The organism is Mesorhizobium sp. P170090 (assembly GCF_057786115.1).
The window spans coordinates 7,501-28,918 of the sequence record NZ_JBYNWH010000001.1; the positions used below are offsets into that span (position 1 = coordinate 7,501).

17 protein-coding genes and 1 pseudogene (1 of these 18 cut by a window edge) are annotated in these 21,418 nt (G+C 63.8%); 6 read left to right on the top strand and 12 right to left on the bottom strand.

Annotated features, from left to right (window positions below; genetic code table 11):
• A protein-coding gene (locus tag AC3EML_RS00030; protein ID WP_352521808.1) for a M23 family metallopeptidase crosses the window boundary here: on the top strand, window positions 1–1,184 show its 3' portion. It extends 787 nt beyond the left edge of the window; 1,184 of the gene's 1,971 nt are visible here — the last part of the coding sequence; its start codon lies beyond the left edge, outside the window; the stop codon is at window positions 1,182–1,184.
• Window positions 1,185–1,357: 173 nt separating this feature from the next.
• Here the strand turns inward: AC3EML_RS00030 and AC3EML_RS00035 are convergent, their stop codons facing one another.
• The 9 genes and pseudogenes from AC3EML_RS00035 to AC3EML_RS00075 all read right to left on the bottom strand — a co-directional run bounded on the left by AC3EML_RS00035 (window position 1,358) and on the right by AC3EML_RS00075 (window position 14,938).
• A complete protein-coding gene (locus AC3EML_RS00035; protein ID WP_023686665.1) occupies window positions 1,358–2,917 on the bottom strand; it encodes an MFS transporter in 1,560 nt (519 codons plus the stop codon).
• 101 nt (window positions 2,918–3,018) lie between these two features.
• Complete coding sequence (locus AC3EML_RS00040; RefSeq protein ID WP_488505130.1) at window positions 3,019–4,536, bottom strand: L,D-transpeptidase family protein; 1,518 nt, start codon at window positions 4,534–4,536, stop codon at window positions 3,019–3,021.
• Between the two features lie 292 nt (window positions 4,537–4,828).
• Complete coding sequence (locus tag AC3EML_RS00045) at window positions 4,829–5,185, bottom strand: MmcQ/YjbR family DNA-binding protein (protein ID WP_023685771.1); 357 nt, start codon at window positions 5,183–5,185, stop codon at window positions 4,829–4,831.
• A 71-nt stretch (window positions 5,186–5,256) separates the two neighbouring features.
• Window positions 5,257–7,863, bottom strand: coding sequence for an ATP-dependent chaperone ClpB (gene clpB, locus AC3EML_RS00050; protein ID WP_023672968.1), 2,607 nt, complete (start codon window positions 7,861–7,863; stop codon window positions 5,257–5,259).
• Between the two features lie 208 nt (window positions 7,864–8,071).
• Window positions 8,072–9,068 (bottom strand): annotated as a pseudogene (locus AC3EML_RS00055) (DUF4167 domain-containing protein).
• 303 nt (window positions 9,069–9,371) lie between these two features.
• Window positions 9,372–10,250 carry a peptide chain release factor N(5)-glutamine methyltransferase gene (prmC, locus tag AC3EML_RS00060; protein ID WP_352521806.1) on the bottom strand — a complete coding sequence of 293 codons (879 nt, stop codon included), beginning with the start codon at window positions 10,248–10,250 and terminating at the stop codon, window positions 9,372–9,374.
• On the bottom strand, window positions 10,243–11,322 hold the full coding sequence (gene prfA, locus AC3EML_RS00065) for a peptide chain release factor 1 (protein WP_352521805.1): 1,080 nt from the start codon (window positions 11,320–11,322) through the stop codon (window positions 10,243–10,245). The genes prmC and prfA overlap by 8 nt, the downstream gene beginning before the upstream one ends.
• An 8-nt stretch (window positions 11,323–11,330) precedes the next feature.
• A complete protein-coding gene (gene ptsP / locus AC3EML_RS00070; RefSeq protein ID WP_023672972.1) occupies window positions 11,331–13,601 on the bottom strand; it encodes a phosphoenolpyruvate--protein phosphotransferase in 2,271 nt (756 codons plus the stop codon).
• 83 nt (window positions 13,602–13,684) lie between these two features.
• Window positions 13,685–14,938 (bottom strand): aspartate kinase, encoded by a 1,254-nt coding sequence (locus AC3EML_RS00075; protein WP_023685777.1) that lies wholly within the window; start codon window positions 14,936–14,938, stop codon window positions 13,685–13,687.
• A gap of 245 nt (window positions 14,939–15,183) precedes the next feature.
• On the opposite strand from AC3EML_RS00075, the gene AC3EML_RS00080 reads away from it, so the two are divergent.
• The 4 genes from AC3EML_RS00080 (at window position 15,184) to AC3EML_RS00095 (ending at window position 18,511) form a co-directional block, all read left to right on the top strand.
• Window positions 15,184–17,025, top strand: a complete 1,842-nt coding sequence (locus AC3EML_RS00080) for a CHASE3 domain-containing protein (RefSeq protein ID WP_352521804.1) — start codon at window positions 15,184–15,186, stop codon at window positions 17,023–17,025.
• Window positions 17,022–17,321 carry an antibiotic biosynthesis monooxygenase gene (locus AC3EML_RS00085; RefSeq protein WP_023685779.1) on the top strand — a complete coding sequence of 100 codons (300 nt, stop codon included), beginning with the start codon at window positions 17,022–17,024 and terminating at the stop codon, window positions 17,319–17,321. The genes AC3EML_RS00080 and AC3EML_RS00085 overlap by 4 nt, the downstream gene beginning before the upstream one ends.
• An 84-nt stretch (window positions 17,322–17,405) precedes the next feature.
• Window positions 17,406–18,155, top strand: a complete 750-nt coding sequence (ubiG, locus tag AC3EML_RS00090; RefSeq protein ID WP_023672976.1) for a bifunctional 2-polyprenyl-6-hydroxyphenol methylase/3-demethylubiquinol 3-O-methyltransferase UbiG — start codon at window positions 17,406–17,408, stop codon at window positions 18,153–18,155.
• 23 nt (window positions 18,156–18,178) lie between these two features.
• A complete protein-coding gene (locus tag AC3EML_RS00095) occupies window positions 18,179–18,511 on the top strand; it encodes an MmcQ/YjbR family DNA-binding protein (RefSeq protein WP_023685781.1) in 333 nt (110 codons plus the stop codon).
• Window positions 18,512–18,598: 87 nt separating this feature from the next.
• Here the strand turns inward: AC3EML_RS00095 and AC3EML_RS00100 are convergent, their stop codons facing one another.
• A complete protein-coding gene (locus tag AC3EML_RS00100; RefSeq protein ID WP_023698970.1) occupies window positions 18,599–19,489 on the bottom strand; it encodes a DMT family transporter in 891 nt (296 codons plus the stop codon).
• Between the two features lie 101 nt (window positions 19,490–19,590).
• Here AC3EML_RS00100 and AC3EML_RS00105 point away from each other — a divergent pair, with 101 nt between their 5' ends.
• On the top strand, window positions 19,591–20,076 hold the full coding sequence (locus AC3EML_RS00105; RefSeq protein WP_023672979.1) for a MarR family winged helix-turn-helix transcriptional regulator: 486 nt from the start codon (window positions 19,591–19,593) through the stop codon (window positions 20,074–20,076).
• A gap of 4 nt (window positions 20,077–20,080) precedes the next feature.
• Here AC3EML_RS00105 and AC3EML_RS00110 read toward each other — a convergent pair whose 3' ends face one another.
• Both AC3EML_RS00110 and AC3EML_RS00115 read right to left on the bottom strand, forming a co-directional pair.
• The gene (locus AC3EML_RS00110) at window positions 20,081–20,506 is read right to left on the bottom strand and encodes a DUF1178 family protein (protein WP_023672980.1); all 426 of its coding nucleotides are present in this window, start codon (window positions 20,504–20,506) and stop codon (window positions 20,081–20,083) included.
• Entirely contained in the window at window positions 20,503–21,369 is an 867-nt protein-coding gene (locus AC3EML_RS00115) for a carbon-nitrogen hydrolase family protein (protein WP_023698969.1), read from the bottom strand. The genes AC3EML_RS00110 and AC3EML_RS00115 overlap by 4 nt, the downstream gene beginning before the upstream one ends.
• Window positions 21,370–21,418 lie beyond the last annotated feature (49 nt).

Below are 21,418 nucleotides of genomic sequence, written 5' to 3' on the forward strand. Positions count from 1 at the left end.
CGCTCGACGACCAGACCCCGGCTTTCGCCGAGGAAATCATTCCCTTCACCAGGGACCGCGACATTGCCGAGGCTTTCGCTGATTCGGGCTATACGGGCGATGACGCCACCGGCATGGCGGAGGCGATCGGCAAGCTGCTCAACGCACCGGCGCTGAAGGCCGGAACCGTGCTGCGGGTCGGGCTCGAGGTACATGGCGACGCCGCCAAGGTCGTTCGCACCAGCGTCTATGACAAGACAACGCACATCGTCACCATCGCGCTCGACGACCGCGGCCAGTATGTGCCGGCGCAGGAACCGGAGCCGAACCCCGAATTGCTGACCGCGTTCGACGATTCGTCGGCACCGGTGGTGGTGCGCGGCAATCTGCCGAACGTCTATGACGGCATCTACCGCGCCGCCTATTCCTATGGCATGTCGAAGAAGCTGACCCAGCAATTGGTCAAGCTCCTGGCCTCCGGCGTCGACTTCCAGTCCAGGCTCAATCCATCGGACCGCATCGACGTGCTGTTCTCGCAGCCTGACGGCGACGACCAGGCCTCCGACGAATCGGAACTGCTCTATGTCTCGTCGACCTTCGGCGGCCAGACACGCAATTTCTACCGCTTCCAGATGCAGGACGGCTCGACCGACTATTTCGACGAGGATGGATCGAGCGCCGAGCAGTTCCTGCTGCGCAATCCCCTGCCGGCCGGGAAATTCCGCTCCGGCTTCGGCGCCCGCCGACATCCGATCCTCGGTTATGTCCGCATGCATACCGGCGTCGACTGGGCGGCGCCGATCGGAACGCCGATCATCGCCGCCGGCAACGGCACCATCGAAAAGGCCGGCTGGGCCGGCGGCTACGGCAAACAGATCATCATCCGCCATGCCAATGGCTACGAGACCTCCTACAATCACCAGAGCGCCTTTGCCAAAGGCATCGAACCGGGCGTTCATGTCCGCCAGGGCCAGACCATCGGCTTCCTCGGTCAGACCGGCCTCTCCACCGGTCCGCATCTTCACTACGAGCTGATCGTCAACGGCACCAAGGTCGACCCGATGCGCGTGCGTCTGCCGGTCGGCAAGGTGCTGAAGGGCGACGACCTGGTCGCTTTCAAGCGCGAGCGCGAGCGCATCGATGAACTGCTCAAGCAGGAAGACAGCAATCCGCTGAAGGTCGCGAGCGCCAAGATCGAAGGCTAATGCATGTCGCCCAGAAGTGTGCCGCGGCTCTGGGACAAGGACATGTGTCAAAACAAAGACTTAAAGCGCGTCGTATGAATCCGTTTCAGCGCGACGCGCTTTAAGCCGTCACACTCGACGCCGGCGAATCATAATCGCCCCATCAGAGCATTCCGAATCGGGTCGGCTCCGAATCAGGTCGACTGCTCCTCTTCGGCTCGTGACCAAGGCAGCTTTTGCCCCGAAACGGTGGCCCAGGCGATAATAGCGGCAAGGAGGCAAAGCACGGCCGTCACTGTCGACACGGCCGCGAACGCCGCATCGCTGGCGGCGAGCCGTGTTGCATCAAGGTCTGACGCCAGGCCGGCCAATGCCGGTTCTCCGAACCCCGGAATGCCCGGCCTGACGCTGGTATCGAGCATCGTCGAATAGACCCAGGCCGCGAGCGAGCCCATCGCCGCCACAGCAATCAGCCCGCCAATGCGCGAAACCGCATTGTTGATGCCGGAAGCGGCGCCGGTATCCTTGTCCTCGACCGCGGTCATGACCGCCGTCGACAGCGGCGACACCACCAGCGCCATGCCGAGCCCCATCACCGCCATCAGCGGAAAGATACCGGTCCAGAAATTGTGCATGCCGGCATGAGTGAGCAAAGCCAGCCCGGCAAAGGCGATGGCGACCACCAGGCAGCCGCTGGCGATCGGAAAACGCGGACCGATGCGATCCGACCACTGGCCGACGAGACCCGACAGCAGCGCGATCAACGCCGACAGCGGCAGGAAGATGAAACCGACCTCTTTGGTGCTCAGCCCCCATCCGGCGATCAACAGCATCGGCAGGTAGAACAGATTGGCCGACAGCGCGAAATACAGGAAGAAGGTGGCGAGGTTGGCGCCGGCGAAGGCGCCGATCCGAAACAGCTTGAGATCGATCATCGGCTCGCGCTGCCGAAGCTCGAAGACGATGAAGATGATAAGCAGCACGGCGCCTGCGGCGATGCTCGGCCCCGACATCAGCCCGCTGCCTTCGGCGCTCATCGAGGTCAGTCCGTAGGCAAGCGCCCCGAAGGCAAGCGTGGCGAGAGCGGCGCCGCCGAGATCGAGGCTTCGCTTCTCCGTCGGCGCGTCGGCGGGAATCTTGGCCAGCAGGAGATAGATCGAGATCAGCCCGAGCGGCAGGTTGACGGCGAAGATCGCCCGCCAGATACCGCCGCCAAAGGCCGACAGGACGAAGCCACCGAGCACTGGACCGAGCGCCGTCGTCAGCGCCGAGGCGGCGGCCCAGATGCCGATCGCCCGGCCGCGCTCCTTCTTCGGATAGGCCTTGGCGATGATGGCGAGGCTGCCCGGCACCATGATCGCCGCACCAAGGCCCTGAATGGCGCGAAAGGCGATGAGCACCAGCGCATTCGGCGCCACCGCGCAGGCCAGCGAAGCGACGATGAACAACGCAATGCCGGCAACGAAGGCGCGCCTGAGGCCAAACCGGTCGCCGGCGGCGCCCCCGGCCAGAATCAGCGCCGACAGCGTCAGCGCATAGGCGTTGGAAATCCACTGGACCTCGGCCAGGCTGGCGCCGAGGTCGACGCGCATTGCCGGCATGGCAATGGCCAGGATCGACCCGTCGATGAAGCCGAGCGCTGACGCAAGGATCGCCGCAACCAGCACGAACTTGCGCTGCGACTGCGGGCAAAATGTACCGTTGGAAAGCGACCTGGTCAGGGGAACGGCTGCGGCTTCACTCGGAGACTTCATCAGCGCCTGCTTAGACTTGTTGCGGGCCGGCAACAACCAGCCAGCGCCCTGCGCTCATGAATCCAGCTTAGATGTCGGCCTGCCTTATGGGCAGGCCGACATCACTGCGCTGGAGCGCTCACTTGCTCCACAACATCATCGGCCGAGGGACCGCCGACGAACTCGACGGTGACGCCCGGCGACACCAGCTTGGCCAGTTCACGCGCATCCCAGTTGGTCAGGCGCACGCAGCCATGGCTTTCGGTCTTGCCGATCTTGGAGGGATCGGGCGTGCCGTGAATGCCATAGGTCGGCTTGTCCAGCGCAATCCACACCGAGCCGACCGGGCCGTTCGGACCCGGCGGGATGGTCAGGATCTTATCGTTCTGGCCCTGCTTGAAATTGATGCTGGGGTTGTAGGTGTAGTTCGGATCGAGCGCGACGCGCGACACCGTATGAGTGCCGGTCGGCGAGGGCGTGTCGGCTGAACCGATGGTGGCCGGATAGGCCGCGACCAGCTTGCCACCGGCGTCATAGGCGAACACCTGCTTCTTGTCCTTGTCGGCGACGATGCGGGCAACCGGCGTCGCCACCAGCCTGCCGAAATTGGCGACCTTGATGATGGTGCCGGGACGGCTGAAGTCGGCCTCGGGATTGAGCCCCTTCAGGTAGTTCTCGTCCATGTGGAACCGTTCGGCCAAGGCTTCGGTGACGGAGGTGTAAGCCATGCGGTCGAGCTGCGCCTTCTGGCTGTAATCCTCCGGTATCGAGGCGACATAAGGCCCGGCCGCGTCCTCGGGCGTGATCGTATAATTGGCGAAAGCATCGCCACCGGTCTGCGCCAGCGCAGCCTGGATGCCGACCGCGTCGGTCGAGCGCAGATTGCTGCCGGTGATCTGGTTATAGGCGGCAAGCGCCTTGTCGACATTGGAGCCGAAGCGCCCGTCGACGACGCCAGGTGAAGCGCCGGCGCGGTCGAGCAGCACCTGCAAGGCGGCTACATCCTGGCGTGCGCCGAGTGAAAGCGAGGAATCGACCACGGTCTTGCCACCGGCTTTCGGCGGCAGCGCGGCCTGGTCGGCGGGCGCCGCCGGTTCGGCGGGATCGATAGAGGCTTCGTTCAGCGGCTGGCGCTTGACGGGCCGCGGTTCAGCGGATTTCGGCGCTTCCGGATAGGTGTCGCTGTCATTGGCATCATCCTGCGGAGCGGCCCCCAGGAATTTGTCGCTTTCAGGATCGTATTCATCAACCGGCGGGCCGGGGATTCGTCCCTGATCGTCCAGTTGCCTGCGGCGGAAACGCGCCATGTCTTCGGGATCGTCGAGATAGTAGCGGTCGTCGTCTTCGACCGGTGCGCGTCCAAGCTCACGTGCCCGCATTTCCCGGCGCAGCGCGCGGCGGTCGAGCCTGGTCTGCGGCGGCTGGATGGCGATGACCTTGCCGGTCTCGGCATCGACGATGACGCGGTTGCCCCTGGCGTCGTAATAGATGTCGAGATTGCCGTCCTGGGCAAGCACAATGCCGCCGCTATCGGCGGCGCGGACGGCCGGCAGTGCGTTGTCCACAGTCGGCGATGCCATGGCGCTGGACGTGAGCAGCCCGGCGGCGAGCACCGAAAAGGCAAGGATCGTGCGGAACATGGTGGTCAAACTCTCCGGTACTTACAGCGCCGCGCGTCCGGTTGGACGCGCAAAGGACGCTGTAACACTTCATGTCTGCGCATGATCCTTTCCGAAAATCGAATTTCGATTTTCGGGGTCATGCGTAATTGCCGCCGCCCGGCAGTGTTCCCACCAGAACGTTCTCGCCACCGTTTGGATGCGCAAGGAACGCCCTGATCGTCAAAAGCCTGCAGGCAAACCCCTTCGCCAGCAAACCACAACATAAGCTTTCCAACATGAACCGGGCATGAAGATGGCGGATTACTGGTTGCTACAGGCCCAATTCCTTGCGCGTCTGCTTCGTCAGCTTGAGGACGACGAGGCGGTGGCTTTCGCCGAGATAGTCCTTCAGCGCATCATCATCCATGCTCTGGCTTGTCTGACGCTGGATCCATTTCATGCCGCGCGAGGCGAGATAGGGCGCCGGCCGGCAGCCGGGCTGATCCTTCAGCACGTCATAAGCCATTTCAGAGCATTTGAAGGTGACGAAGACGCCACCCTCCCGGTCATGGCCGGCGATGGTGAAGACCTTGCCACCGACTTTCCAGACATCGGCCCCGCCCCACTGCACGACATGCGTCGTCTGCGGCAGCGAGGCGCAGAAGCTGTTGTAGTCGTCCAGCGTCATCTGCACCCCCGTCAAAGGATTGTTGTTTCATAAGAAAATGCCGCGCGTCCGGTCGGACGCGGGGCGTTGGATCAGGCTGCCGCGTCGGTCGGCACCACAGTGGGCCTGGACCGGAAATTCAACCGGTCGGAGCCGGCGGTGACCTTGACGGTCGAGCCGTCGAGTATCTCGCCAAGCAGGATTTTTTCCGCCAGCGGATCTTGCAGGTCCTTCTGCATCACCCGCTTCAGCGGCCGCGCGCCATAGGCCGGGTCGTAGCCCTTCGCCGCCAGCCAGTCGATCGAATCCTGGTCGAGCGACAGTGTGATCTTGCGGTCGGCGAGCAGGCTTTCCAGCCGCTTGAGCTGGATCTCGACGATGCGGCCCATATCCTGCCGGCGCAGCCGGTGGAACAGGATCACCTCGTCGACGCGGTTGAGGAACTCCGGCCTGAACGAGGCTCTCACCACGCTCATAACCTCGTCGCGCACGGCATCGACGTCCTGCTCTTCGCCGAGATTGACCAGATATTCGGCGCCGAGGTTCGACGTCATGACGATCAGCGTGTTGCGGAAGTCGACCGTGCGGCCCTGCCCGTCGGTCAGCCGCCCGTCGTCGAGCACCTGCAACAGCACGTTGAAGACATCCGGATGCGCCTTCTCGATCTCGTCGAACAGCACAACCTGATAGGGCCGGCGCCGCACCGCTTCGGTCAGCGCACCGCCTTCCTCATAGCCGACATAACCGGGAGGCGCTCCGATCAGCCGGGCGACCGAGTGCTTCTCCATGTATTCCGACATGTCGATGCGCACCATAGCGCTCTCGTCGTCGAACAGGAAATTGGCCAGCGCCTTGGTCAGTTCGGTCTTGCCGACGCCGGTCGGTCCGAGGAACATGAACGAGCCGATCGGCCGGTTCGGATCCTGCAGCCCGGCCCGGGCACGACGCACGGCCTTGGACACCGCCTGTACCGCTTCGCCCTGGCCGACGACTCGCTTGCCGATCTCGTCTTCCATGCGCAGCAGCTTGTCGCGCTCGCCCTGCAGCATCTTGTCGACCGGAATGCCGGTCCAACGCGACACGATATGGGCGACGTGGTCGGGCGTGACCACCTCTTCGACCATGCCGGCCTTGCCGTCCTGGGCTTCGGCTTCCTTCAGCTTCTTTTCCAGTTCCGGGATCTTGCCATAGGCAAGCTCGCCGGCGCGCTGGAATTCACCCTTGCGCTGGGCAATGGCGAGGTCGTTGCGGGCCGCGTCGAGCTGCTTCTTGAGGTCAGCGGCGAGGCCAAGCTTCTGCTTCTCCGACTGCCATTTGGCGGTGATCTCGGTCGATTCCTCCTCGAGGCCGACGAGTTCCTTTTCGAGACGCGCGAGCCGGTCCTTTGACGCCTCGTCCTTCTCGACCTTCAGTGCCTCGCGCTCGATCTTGAGCTGCATGATGCGGCGATCGATTTCGTCCAGCGCCTCGGGCTTGGAATCGACCTGCATCCTCAGCCGCGACGCGGCTTCGTCGACAAGGTCGATCGCCTTGTCCGGCAGGAAACGGTCGGCGATGTAGCGGTTGGACAAGGTCGCCGCCGCGACCAGCGCCGAATCCGAGATGCGCACCTTGTGGTGCTGCTCGTACTTCTCCTTCAGGCCACGCAGGATCGACACGGTATCTTCCACCGACGGCTCGTTGACGAAGACCGGCTGGAACCGGCGGGCAAGGGCCGCGTCCTTCTCGACATGCTTCCTGTATTCATCGAGCGTGGTCGCGCCGACGCAGTGCAGTTCGCCGCGCGCCAGCGCCGGCTTCAACAGGTTCGAAGCGTCCATGGCGCCATCGGCCTTGCCGGCGCCGACCAGCGTGTGCATCTCGTCGATGAACAGGATGATGCCGCCGGCCGCCGAGGTGACTTCGTTGAGCACGGCCTTCAGCCGCTCCTCGAACTCGCCGCGATATTTGGCGCCGGCAATCAGCGCGCCCATGTCGAGCGCCATCAACTGCTTGTCCTTCAGCGATTCGGGCACGTCGCCATTGACGATGCGCAGCGCCAGACCTTCGGCGATCGCCGTTTTGCCGACGCCCGGCTCGCCGATCAGCACCGGGTTGTTCTTGGTACGCCGCGACAGCACCTGGATGGTGCGGCGGATCTCGTCGTCACGGCCAATCACAGGGTCGAGCTTGCCGGCGCGGGCATCGGCGGTGAGGTCGCGCGCGTATTTCTTCAGCGCGTCATAGCCCTGCTCGGCGCTCGCCGAATCGGCGGTACGGCCCTTGCGGACGTCGTTGATCACCTGGTTCAGCGCCTGCGCTGTGACGCCGGCCTTGGACAGGATATCGGCCGTCTTGGCCGACTTCTCCATCGCCAGCGCCTGCAGCAGCCGCTCGACCGTGACAAAACTGTCGCCGGCTTTCTTGGCCAATTCCTCGGCGGTCGAAAACACCTTGGCCAGCGGCTGCGCCAGATAAAGCTGGCCGTTGCCGCCTTCCACCTTGGGCATGGCCTCAAGGGCGGTCTCGACGCCAAGCTTGACGTCGCGCACGTTGCCGCCGGCGCGCTCGATCAGCGAGGCGGCCAGCCCCTCGTCGTCATCGACGAGGACCTTCAGCATATGTTCGGGAGTGAATTGCTGGTGATTGCGCGAGAGCGCCATGGTCTGGGCGGACTGAATGAATCCGCGGACGCGCTCGGAGTATTTCTCGAGGTTCATATCTGTCTCCTTCCATCACCGGCCCGCTTTGCGGCACCGGATCAGATTGCGGTGACGGACCCGCTCATCCGAGCCGGGTCCAGTTCACGCCAGATATGGGGCGCAAGCCATTGCCGCTCAAGACGTCCGGCTGATGATATTGCATGGCCGAGCAAACGAAAACGGCGGAGATTTCTCTCCGCCGTTTCATCGACTTATGTCTTGTGGGTCAGTTGTTGGCGTCGACGGCGAACGGGTCGCCGGCAGGGCTTTCGGCCGGCGCCGCATCCACCACGTCAATAGCGGCAGCGGTCTCGCCGGCGCCATCCACCACCTGGCCACCACCAGACTGTTCGTCACCGACCTGATCGGCATTGTTGCGCGGGCGGCGCGGACGCCGGGCGACGGGCAGCGCCGCTCTCGGCGGCTGCCTCATTGAGTTCGGCCCGGGCGGCAAGAGCCGCCGGCGACAGGTTCTCGTACAGCGGCGCCGGCTCGGAGAAACCGCTCTCGGCTTCCGGCTCAACGGCGGAAACGGTTTCCGCCTGTGCCGGGGTTTCGGTGAAGCGCTGCTGGTCGCCGCGCTGGCCGTTCTGCTCGCCACGCTGGGCAAAGTCGCCACGCTGGTCGTTCTGGCCATAGCCGCCATTGGGGCGGCGGTCACGGTTGCGGCCATTGTTGTCGCGGCCGTTGTTGTTGCGGCCATTATTGTCACGGCCATTATTATCACGGCCACTGTTGTTCTCGCGGCCGTTTTCCTGGCCGTATGCGAGTTCGGCCGGCGTGCCCTCAATCGTCGGCTGCGGACCGTTGCCGTGGTTCGCCATCGGCGCTTGCGTCTCGCCGCCATTGCCGCTGCCGGCATTGTCAAAATCGTCGCGATCTTCATCGTCGTCGAATTCGTCGCGGTTCTGCGGGGCATTCTGGATCGGCATCTGCGCCTGTGCGGCGGCAATGATGCGGTTGTAGTGCTCGGCGTGCTGGAGGTAATTTTCCGCCATAACCCGGTCGCCGGAGCTTTGCGCATCACGGGCCAGAGTGGCGTATTTTTCGGCGATCTGCTGAGCCGATCCACGGATTTTCACGTCCGGGCCGTTGCTCTCGTAGTTGCGCGTCAGGGGATTTGGGCCCTTGCGGTTGTTGTTGTTGTTATTGTTGTTGTTGCCACCGCCGCCGCCATTGTTGTTGCGACCGCGCATGCGCCTGTTCTGCTGTTGTGGCCTCATAAGACTCTCTTCATTTTGAAATTTTCGAAAACGTTTTACGAACGGAGGCGCTCATGCAGCCAGCCGTTTCGTTTCTTCACCGGCGTTCGCCCGCATCAATTGCGTTGGCGCCACGTGTCATCCTGTTCCGGTTACATCACTTGCCGGACGATTCCCGCACGAAGCTTGGGCGTCGTTTGCGCAAGAAGGCAGCTATTTCCGAGGAAAACCGAATCGCTAAGAGCACTGCCTGCTTCGTCTCATCCGGTTAGGGCGGACCCTAGCCGCATTCCCCGGCATTGCCAAGCGCTTTTTTGCACTGCGTCAAGGCTTTCCCTTTTCAAACATAAGAACCCTGTCGTTTCCGCCAAGGTCGACAAATGCCCCGGCCAGCCTGTAGCCGGCTGCCGCGAATATGTCTTTGACCTCATTGCGCTGCGTGTGGCCGATCTCGACCGCTATCTTGCCTTGTGCTTCCAGAAACTTTGCCGCCTCGGCGGCGATGATCCTGTAGGGGCCAAGACCGTCCACACCGCCATCAAGGGCTCTGTGCGGATCGAAATCGCGGACCTCGTCCTGCAGATTTCCAATGTCTCCAGACGATATATAGGGAGGGTTTGCGGCAATTACATGGTATCGGCCCGAAACTTTTTCGAACCAGTCGGACTGCAGCCCCACGAACCGGCCGGCGAGACCAAGTTGCTCGGCATTGCATATCGCGGTTGCCAGCGCGTCGTGCGAAATATCGACCCCGGTGGCGGTCGCGGCCGGAACCGCGCTGAGCAGCGCCAGCGCAATCGCGCCGGTACCGGTGCCGAGATCGAGGATACGGCATTCCCCCAGCCTTTCGGCCGTCGCGCCGGCAAAAGGCAGGATCGCCTCGACCAGCGTTTCGGTGTCCGGCCGCGGCTCCAGCGTTTCCGGCGACAGCGACAGCCGCAGGCCGTAAAACTCGCGAAACCCGAGGATGCGGTGAACCGGTTCGCCGGCCATGCGGCGCTGCAGAGCAGCGCCGATTGCGGCAACCGCACCCGCATCGACCGTCCGTTGCGGGTCGGCGATCGCCTGCGTACGGTCCGTGCGGGAAAAATGCTCGACGATAAGCCTGGCATCCAGCGCCGGGTCGGGAAGGCTGGCCGCGGCAAGCCGCTCCCGCGCCACCCGCAACAACGGCCCGAGCGCGCCGGGCAACATGTCAGCCATCGAGGCCAATATCGGCGAGCAGCTTCGACTGATGGTCGGCAATCAGCGCATTGATGACCTCATCGAGCTCGCCCATCATCACCCGGTCGAGCTTGTAGAGCGTCAGGTTGATACGATGGTCGGTAAGGCGGCCCTGCGGGAAGTTGTAGGTGCGGATGCGCTCCGAACGGTCGCCCGAACCAACCTGCGATTTGCGTGACTCCGAGCGCTCCTCGTCCGCCTTGCTGCGCTCGAGGTCGTAAAGCCGCGCACGCAGAATCTGCATGGCTTTCGCCCGGTTCTGATGCTGCGACTTCTCCGCCTGCACCACCATGATACCGGTCGGCAAATGGGTGATGCGCACGGCCGAATCGGTGGTGTTGACGTGCTGGCCACCCGAACCCGAGGCGCGCATCGTGTCGATGCGGATGTCTTCGGCGCGGATGTCGATGTCGACCTCTTCGGCTTCCGGCAGAACGGCCACCGTCGCCGCCGAGGTGTGGATGCGCCCGCTGGCCTCGGTCGCCGGCACGCGCTGCACGCGGTGCACGCCGGATTCGAATTTCAGATGGGCAAAGACGCCCCTACCGGAAATGGTGGCGATGATTTCCTTGAAGCCGCCGGCATCGCCGTCGCTGGCCGACACCGTCTCGAAGCGCCAGCCGCGTTCGGCGGCATAGCGCTCATACATGCGAAACAGGTCGCCGGCGAACAATGCCGCCTCATCGCCGCCGGTGCCGGCGCGGATTTCAAGGATGGCGTTCTTGTCGTCGGCCGCGTCCTTGGGCAACAGCAGGATCTGGATGTCCTTCTGCAGCTCTTCGATACGCGCTTCGACGCCCGGCAAATCTGCCTCCGCCAAGGCCCGCATCTCTGCGTCGGTGCCCTTGTCGGCAAGCATCGCCTCGAGGTCGGCTTGCTCGCGCTCGACTGAGCGCAGTTCCCTGACCTTGGCCACCATGTCCTGCAGCTCGGCATATTCGGAAGCCATCTTCACATAGGCATCGGCCGCCGGGCCGGCCGACATCTGCGCTTCGAGCATCTCGAAACGCTTGACGACCTGATTCATACGCTCGCGGGGAAGATTGACCATGGCTAATGCTATAGCGGGATGGAGCGGTCGTCGGCGAAGGCCTGCAGCAGCGCCCGCATCGGCAGCCCTTGAGCTGGCGCCATCAGATTGTCGGCAAAGAAAGCCTCCAATTCCTCCAGTGGCAGTTCGGTCAACATCGCCTTGACCGGGCCGATCGAGGCTGGAGACATCGAGATCGAGCGGTAGCCGAGGCCGATCAGCGCCATGGCGGAAATGGGTTTTCCGGCAAGCTCGCCGCACAGCGTCACCGGCGTGTGGTTGCGAACCCCGGCGTCGGCGATCTGCTTCAGAACCCGCAGGAACGGCGTCGACAGCGTGTCGAAGCGGTCGGAGAGCTGCGTGTTCCCCCGATCGACCGCCATGACGAACTGGAACAGGTCGTTGGAGCCGACCGAGACGAAATCGACCGCCTTCATCAACTCGTCGAGCTGGAACAGCAGCGACGGCACTTCCAGCATGGCGCCCACCTTGAGGCTGGTCGGCAGATGGTGGGCAAAGCGGGAGAGATGCCGCACTTCGCGGTCGATGATCTCGCGCGCCTGGGCGATTTCGCCGAGCTCGGTCACCATCGGCAGCATCAGCTTCAGTTCGCGCCCGCCGCAGGCCTTCAGCAGAGCGCGGATCTGGGTCCTGAGCAGACCCGGCCGGTCGAGCGTCAGCCGGATCGCGCGCCAGCCGAGCGCAGGGTTTTCTTCCTGGACAGCGCCCTTGAAGTAGGGCAGCACCTTGTCGCCGCCGATGTCGATGGTGCGGAAGGTGACCGGCTTGCCACGCGCCGCGTCCAGCACGTCGCGGTAGAGCCGCTCCTGCGCCTCGGCGCGCGGGAAGGTCGAGGCGACCATGAACTGCAATTCGGTGCGGAACAGGCCGATGCCGGCCGCACCCGCCTCGGCCAGCTGCGGCAGGTCGACGGCCAGGCCCGCATTCATCAGCAGGTCGACCTGGACGCCGTCCTTGGTCACCGACGGCTTTTTGCGCAGTTCCCGGTAGACTTCCTGCCGGCGCGCCCGGAAGCGCACTTTTTCGGCATAGGCAGCTTCGAGGTCGGGCTGCGGCCGCAGATGGATGGTGCCTTCCTCGCCGTCGACGATGATGGCATCGCCGTTTTCCGCCATGGAAACGGCGCCCTTCATCTGGCCGGCGACCGGAATGCCCATGGCGCGCGCTACGATGACGACATGGCTGGTGGCAGCGCCGTCTTCCAGCACCACGCCGCGCAGCTTGTCCCTGGGATAATCGAGCAGTTCGGCCGCGCCCATCGAGCGCGCGACCAGGATGGCATCCTTCGGCAGTGACGCCGCGACGTCGTCAGGCCCGCGCCCCATCAGCTGGCGCAGCAGCCGGTTGGCCAGATCGTCGAAGTCGCTCATCCTCTCGCGCAAATAAGGATCGGTCATGTGCAGCATGCGGGCGCGCATGTCGCTCTGCACCTTTTCCACCGCCGCTTCCGCCGTCAGGCCGTTGCGGATCGCCTCTTCCAGCCGGCGCACCCAGCCGCGGTCGTTGGCAAACATGCGATACGCTTCGAGCACCTCGCGATGTTCGCCCTCGAAGGCGACATCGCGCCGCTCCAGCATGTCGTCGATAGAAAGCCTGAGCGAACCGAGCGACGTCTCCAGCCGGCGCACCTCTTCCTCACTGTCCTCGTTGAACAGATTGGTGACGACGATGCGTGGCTCATGCAGCACGACATGGCCGAGGCCGACGCCCTCGTTGAAGGACAGGCCGGTAAAGCTGACGGGACGGCGCAGATCGAGTTCGAGGCCGGGCCGGGTCAGGCGAGCGAGATCACCGGTGGCGATCATCTCGGCGATCACCATGGCGGTCGTTTCCAGCGCCTCGACCTCGTCGTCGCGGTAGTGGCGCATGGTCTTGTTCTGCACCACCAGCACGCCCAGCGTGCGCCCTGCCCTTAGTACCGGCACGCCGAGGAAGGAATTGTAGATCTCTTCGCCCGTCTCCGGCAGGTAGGCGAAGGCCGGATGTTCCTGTGCATTGGAGAGGTTGAGCGGCCGCGCGCTCGCGGCAATGGTGCCGACGAGGCCCTGCCCCAGCCGCAGTTGCGCCAAATGGACGGCGTTCGGGTTCAGACCTTCGGTGGCATAGAGTTCGAGCACCGAATCGGCGCGCAGCACATAGAGCGAGCAGACCTCGGCGACCATGTTGGAGGCGATGTCGCGCACGATCCGGTCGAGCCGCTCCTGCGGCTCCAGCGGCTCCTGCATGAGCTCGCGGAGCCGTTTCAGCAGAACGCGCGGGCCGCTGGCCGTATCACGCATCGCGGCTTCTTCTCCAATGGGCATTTTGCCCGCCGCAGTTTCCACTGCGACCGGCGCACACGCAACAACTCAAATCGCTCTCGCTACTGCTTATCCAGACCGTACACGGAATGCAAAGTACGAACCGCGAGTTCCGTGTAGGGACCGTCAATCAGTATCGAAATCTTGATCTCGGAGGTAGTGATGGCGCGGATGTTGATCGCCTTGTCGGCCAGCGCCTTGAAAGCGGTGGCGGCCACACCGGCATGGCTGCGCATGCCGATGCCGATGACCGAAACCTTCGACATGCCGGCTTCCGACTGCACCACGTCATAGCCGATCGAAGCCTTCAGACGCTCCAGCACGGCCAACGCCTTGTCCACGTCGCCGGACGGCACGGTGAAGGTCATGTCGGTGAACTTGCCGTCCTCGGAGATGTTCTGGACGATCATGTCGACATTGATGTTGGCCTCGGCCAGCGGGCCGAAAATGCCGGCGGCAACGCCCGGGCGGTCGCCGACGCGGCGCAGAGAAATCTGCGCTTCGTCCTTGGCGTAGGCAATTCCGGTGACGACCTGCTGTTCCACGATCTCTTCCTCGTCGCAAATGAGCGTTCCCGGAGGATTGAGCAAATCCCCCATTCCGGGCGCATCGGGATCGTCGAAGGACGACCGCACGAACGTACGCACCCTGTGCACCATGGCAAGCTCGACCGAGCGCACCTGCAAGACCTTGGCGCCGAGCGAGGCCATTTCGAGCATTTCCTCGAACGAAATCTTGTTGAGCCGCCGCGCCTTCGGCTCGATGCGCGGATCGGTGGTGTAGACGCCGTCGACATCGGTGTAGATGTCGCAGCGGTCGGCCTTGACCGCCGCGGCAATGGCCACCGCGCTTGTGTCGGAGCCGCCGCGGCCGAGCGTGGCGATGCGGTTGTCCGGGCCGATGCCCTGGAAGCCGGCGACGACAGCCACCTGGCCCTCGCCGAAGCGCTTGATCAGGAACGCGCCGTCAATGTCGAGGATGCGCGCCGCGCCATGCGCGTTGTCGGTCTTGATCGGGATCTGCCAGCCCTGCCAGGAGCGGGCATGGACGCCCATATTCTGCAGTGTGATCGCCAGCAGGCCGGCAGTCACCTGCTCGCCCGAGGCGACCACGGCGTCATACTCGCGCGCGTCGTGCATGGGCGAGGCTTCGCGCGTCCAGCCAACCAGTTCATTGGTCTTGCCCGCCATCGCCGAAACCACGACAGCGACCTCATGGCCGGCATCGACCTCGCGTTTGACGTGACGCGCCACATTGCGGATGCGGGCGATGTCGGCGACGGAGGTTCCGCCGAATTTCATCACGATGCGCGCCATGGAAGCGAAATGCCTTTGACTGAAGCCGGCCCAGGACCGAAAGGGGAAGTAAGCGCTCGACAGAAGCCGGCCGCTGAATGCGCGCCTCCTTAGCCAAATGATCACGGTTTCGCAAGGCTGGCGGCGGATGCCGGCTTCAGGATCGCGGCATATTGCGTTCGGCCCCGCCGCCGCTTACCAAATGCTGCCCGCGGGAAACTCCTTTTGGTCCGGCATATCGAATGATTGTTCGCCTTCGACGCGCCATGCGGTGGCAATCGCTGCCGCTGTTCATCGGCTTCGCCGTGCTGGCGTTGATCGTCGGCACACGCGCCGTGCTGGTCGAGACCCAGAGAGCCAATCGTGAGGCCGCGCGCCAGGCGGTCGAGTATCAGGAATTGCTTTCCGGTTTGCTTACGATGGCTCAGGAGGCCGAGACCAGCCAGCGCGGCTATCTCCTGACCGGCGAGAAATCCTACCTCCAGCCTTATCGGCAGGCGGTCGACGCCATTCCGGGCCAGCTTGCCCGCATCGACGGCATGACCGCGCCCGACGACGAACTCGTGCAGCAGATCAACCACGTCAAGGACGCGCTTTCACAAAACCAGGCCGAATTGGCTGAGACGATTGCACTCTACGATCGCGGCGATGCGGCAAAAGCTCTGGAACTGGTCCGCAGCGGCCAGGGCAAGGCCGCCATGGACCAGATCCGGGCCAGCATGGACACGATCCGGCGCATTGGCGGCGCAGCCATCGCCGCGCGCGACGCTCATACCGACCTGGTCGAAAACTGGCTGCGAATCGGCTCGATAGCGGCGCTGCTGGCGATCTTCCTGCTTGGCGCCTACACGGTTCGCCTTTCGCGCCGCCGGTTCCGCGCAGTGGCGATCGCCCAGGAAGAGCTGATGCGCAAGAACATCGAGCTCGGCAACGAAATCCAGACGCGTGAAAAGGCCGAATCGCAGATCCGCCAGATGCAGAAGATGGAGGCTGTGGGCCAGCTGACCGGCGGTATCGCCCACGATTTCAACAACATGCTGGCGGTGATCATCAGCGCCATGAACCTCGCCCAGCGCAAGCTGACGCGGGGCGAGCACGACATCATGAAATTCATCGAAGCGGCGACCGATGCGGCGACCCGGGCCGCAAACTTGACGTCACGGCTGCTTGCCTTCTCGCGCCAGCAGCCGCTCGCGCCTCAGGTTGTAGACGCCAATCGTCTGGTCGCCGGCATGTCGGACCTGCTTCGGCGGGCGCTTGGCGAAACCCTCCGCATAGAAACCGTGCTGGCTGGCGGCCTGTGGAAGACCCATGCCGATCCGAGCCAGCTCGAAAATGCCATTCTCAACCTGGCGGTCAATGCGCGCGACGCAATGGGCGAGGACGGCAAGATGACCATCGAGACCGCCAACAGCCACCTCGACGAGGGCTACGCCGCCACCCATGCCGAGGTCAAAGCCGGCCAGTATGTAATGATTGCGGTCAGCGACACCGGCGCCGGCATGCCGGCGGACGTCATGGAGCGGGCTTTCGAGCCATTTTTCACCACCAAGCCAGTCGACAAGGGCACCGGCCTCGGGCTGAGCCAAGTGTTCGGCTTCGTCAAACAGTCCGGCGGACACGTCAAGATTTACTCGGAACCCGGCCAAGGCACCACGATCAGGATCTACCTGCCGCGCTTCTTCGGCCCGGAAGAGGCCGCCATATCTTCGGAACGAGCCGGAAATCCTGCCGTGCCGGTCACCGAAACCATCCTTGTCGTGGAGGACGATCCACGCGTGCGGGCTTCCACCACGGATGCCATGCGCGAACTCGGCTACACCGTCATTCATGCCGCAAGCGGCCAGGAAGCGCTGGAAAAGCTGGGCGACAACCCTGGTGTGGCGCTCATGTTCACCGATATCGTCATGCCGGTGATGAATGGGCGCAAGCTCGCCGAGGAGGCGCTGGCGCGCATGCCGAAGCTGAAGGTGATCTTCACCACCGGCTTCACCAGGAACGCCGTCGTCCACAATGGCGTGCTCGACCATGACGTGCATTTCCTGGCCAAGCCCTTCACCATCGAGCAGCTGGCGGCGAAATTGCGCGACGTGCTGGACGCAAGATGACCGAGACCCTGGAAATCGTCACCTTTCGCCTCAAGCCTGGAGCGGAAGCGGCCTTTGCCGCCGCCAACAACCTGGTCGCCGACTGGCTGGCGCGGCAACCTGGTTTCGTAAACCGCTGCCTGGCGCGGCGGGACGATGGCGGATGGGTCGATGTGGTGCGCTGGCGAAGTCGCGAGCAGGCTCTCGCCGCCGCGGGCCGCATCATGGCCGAGATCGGCGATTGCGAAGCGATGCGGGCCATCGATCCCGCAAGTGTTGCGATGGAACATTCGGCAATTGTGATCTCGAGGCCATAGGTCGACTAGCCAGCAGTCGCAAAAACCGGCCTTGACTTTCTTGCCCCGGCACCCGACTTCCTAGCGTCCGAGGAGACCCGCCCCATGCCAGAGGCCCGACGATCGACAATCGATGCCGGAGAAGTGGAACGCTTTTCCGCGCTTGCCGCCGAATGGTGGAACCCGAACGGCAAATTCCGTCCGCTGCACAAATTCAACCCGGTCCGGCTTGCCTATATCCGGGACCAGGTGGCGGCGCGCTTCGGCCGCGATCCGCGGGCGGCGCGGCCGTTCGAAGGCCTGCGTTTCCTCGATATCGGCTGCGGCGGTGGGTTGTTGTGCGAGCCGATGGCAAGGCTTGGCGCCGAAGTGGTCGGCGCCGACGCCTCGGCAACCAACATCGAGGTGGCGAAGCTGCACGCGGCCGAAGGCGGCGTGACGGTGGATTATCGCGCTACGACCGCTGAGGATTTGGCCGATTCCGGCGAGAAATTCGACGTCGTCCTCAACATGGAAGTCGTCGAGCATGTTGCCGATGTCGACCTGTTCATCGGCAAGTGCGGCGAGATGGTCAAGCCCGGCGGCATCATGTTCGTGGCCACCATCAACCGCACGCTGAAGGCACTGGGCCTGGCCATCATCGGCGCCGAATATGTGCTGCGCTGGCTGCCGCGCGGCACCCACCAGTTCGGCAAGCTGGTGCGGCCCGAAGAGCTTGAAAAGGCGCTCGGCAGCGCCGCCATGACCATCATCGACCGCACCGGCGTGACCTACAATCCTCTCGCCGACCGCTGGGCACGCTCCAAGGACATGGACGTCAACTATATGGTGCTGGCGGAAAAACGATCGGTCTGAACGAAGGGGCGGCCGTGGACACTATGAGGGCCCGAGAGCTGGCGCTCGATCTGCCCGAAACGGTCGAGCAATCGCATTTCGGCAAGGCTGACTTCCGCGTCCGCAACCGTATCTTCGTCTCGCTGCCCGAAGCCGACCGTGCTGTCGTCAAGCTCGACCGCGACCAGCAAGAGATGATGGCCGCGGCTGAGCCATCGGTTTTCAGGCCCGTGACAGGCGGCTGGGGCCAAAAGGGATGGACGTCGATTATGCTCGAAGCCTGCGACGAACAGACATTCCGCAGCGCCGTTCGGACGGCCTGGCGAAACGTCGCCCCGCCGGCGCTACGGAAGCGCCTCGACGCGAGCCAAATTTAAGCTTGAGCAGTTCGAGCAAAGTGTGAAGCGGTTTTCCCGGGAAAAGCGCATAGCGCTTTGCCTAGGGAATTGCGTAAACCAAAGACCCTATGCCTTCTGGCTCTGCGCCTTGGTGGTGATGATCACGCCGATGGTGATGATCACCGCGCCGGCCCAGGTCAGCAACTGGTAGTGCTCGCCGAGGAAGATGGTTCCGGCAAACAGGCCGACGGCCGCCGCCACATAGCCGATCTGGCTGAGATAGACCGGACCGCCCACGGCCTGCAGCCGGAAGAAGAAGGCAAACATCGCCGAGGCCGAAGCGACCTGCGCCACGACAACCAGCGGCACGGCGCCAAGCGGGGCGAAGGCACTGAGGCCGAACAGCGCGAGAATGCCGATCAGCAGCAGCGTCGCCGAGGCCAGGTGGCTGCCGACGGCCAGTTCGATCGGACCAGTGCCTTTGGGCCAGTCGACGGTGCGATAGATATTGCCGGCGGCAAGGCTGACCGGGATCAAAAGTCCGACCAGTACCCAGAAGAAATCGGCCGGCTGGCCGGCCTCGCCGCGCGTCACCGCCACCATGACGGCGCCGATGAAGCCGACGGCGATTCCGATACTGCCGAGCATATTTGGCCGTCGAACGCCAAGCAGGATCGAAAACACCAGTGTGATGACCGGCGACAGCGTGAACATGATGCCGGTATAGCCGGCGCCGAGATGCGGGATTGCCGAAAACATCAGCAGATTGGGCACGGCGTAGGACACGGCGGCGGTGATGAAGAAATAGCGCAGTCTGTGCGAGGTGAGCCGCATGCGCTCGCCGTTCGCGAGCAACGCGCACAGCAGCACGCCCCCGGCGCCGAACGAGATGACGAAGGCCCAGACCATGGCCGGAACGCCGGCAGCCGTCGCCAGCTTGCCGAACGGCAGGGTCAGGCCGAGCAGGCCGCCGGTGACGACCAGCAGGCCAAGCGCCGATTCCCAGAGAAATTTCATCGGATGGTCCCGTCACTCACTTGCGGCACTGGGTCGAAACTGTATCTTGAGGTAGCATACCACAAAGATTCTTAACGTCAAGATACTTAGCGGTGAGACAGATGGATCGCGCAGCAAAGGCGGTGGAGCAATGGAAGCGGGAACGGCCGGACCTGGAGGTGTCGCCAATGCTGGTGCTTGGGCGGCTGAACGAAGCCTCGTCGCTAATCGCCCGCGAGCGCCTCGCCCCGCTGTTTGCCCGTTTCGGACTGCAGGCCGGCGAATTCGATGTGCTGGCGACGCTGCGCCGCTCCGGCCAGCCTTACGCGCTGACACCGACCGCTCTCTACGAGGCGACGATGGTGACCTCTGGGGCCATGACCAACCGGCTCGACCGGCTTGAGAAGGCCGGACTGATCCTGCGCGGCCCGCACCCCAACGACCGGCGTGGCATTGTCGTGCAACTGACCGAAAAAGGTCTGGCCTTGATCGACGAAGCCCTGACCGCCCACGTCGCCAACGAGCATGAAATCCTCGCCGGGCTCACCGGCACGGAGCGGGGGGCACTGGCTCAGTTGCTTGGCAAATTGATCGATAGCGCCAGCTGATCGCTCAATTGCGCTCCTCGGGAAAACTCGGGATCGGCATGAAATCGATGCCATCCTCGGCCAAGCTCTTGGCTTCGTCCAACGTCGCCTCGCCATAGATGCCGCGCGCATCGCTCTCGCCGAAATGGATCTTGCGCGCTTCCTCGGCAAACTTGTCGCCGACATAGTCGGCATTCTCGCGCACCTTCTCGGCCATCGCCTTCAGTTGCGCCAAAGCCTGCTTCTGGGTTTCGCCCATGGCCAGCGCAATTGTTTCCTGCTTCCGCGCGGTGGAGACGGCTGGCGCCATCAGCGCCTTTTGCACCTTGTGCGAGCCGCAGCTCGGGCAATCGACGAAGCCGCGCTTCTTCTGCGTGTCGAAATCGTCATTGCTGCGAAACCAGCCCTCGAATTCGTGCTCGTGCTCGCAGATCAGGGCAAAGCGGATCACGAAGCCGCGCCCCTGAGCCGCGGCGCTTCCACTGCGCCGGCATTGACGGCAAAATCACGCGCGTTCTTGAGATTGGGGATTTTCTTACGCGCGGCCGACGACTGCGCCGTGTCGATCTCGGCGATGATCACCTCCGGATCGTCATGGTCGGCCTCGGCGAGAATTCGACCCCATGGGTCGACGATCAGCGAATGGCCATAGGTTTCGCGGCCATCCTCATGCAGGCCACCTTGTGCTGCAGCAACCACATAGGCGCCGTTCTCGATGGCACGGGCTCGCAGCAGCACATGCCAGTGCGCTTCGCCGGTCTGGCGAGTGAAGGCGGCAGGCACCGACAAGAGGTCGGCGCCGGCCATCGCCTCGGCGCGGAACAGCTGTGGAAAGCGTAGATCGTAGCAGACGGCAAAGCCCAGCCTGGCGCCGTCGATCTCGGTGACGACCGCTTCGGTGCCCGGCTCATAGGCGGCGGATTCGCGCCAGCTTTCGCCATTGTCGAGATCGACGTCGAACATGTGGATCTTGTCGTAGGTGGCGAGCGTCGCGCCGTCCGGCCCAAACAGCAGCGCCCGGTTGGCGAGCTTGCCGTCGGCGCGCAGGATGGCGGTAGAGCCAATATGCAAGAAGACGCCGAGTTCGCTGGCGAGCTTGCGCGCGGTCGCCACGACGATGTCCTTGTCTTCCGAGGTGAAGGAAGCAGCCCTGGCTTCCTTGTCGCGGATCAGCGCACCGGTCATTTCCGGGGTCTGGATGTAGGTTGCACCGAGGCCTGCCGCCTCGCGCACCAGCCGTTCGAGATCGATCGCGTTGCGCTCAGGGCTCTCGCCCGAACGCATCTGGATCGCCGCCGCCTTGAAAACACCCATCGTCACGTCCTCTTTGAGCAATTCCAGGAAAAGTGTGTAACGGTTTTCC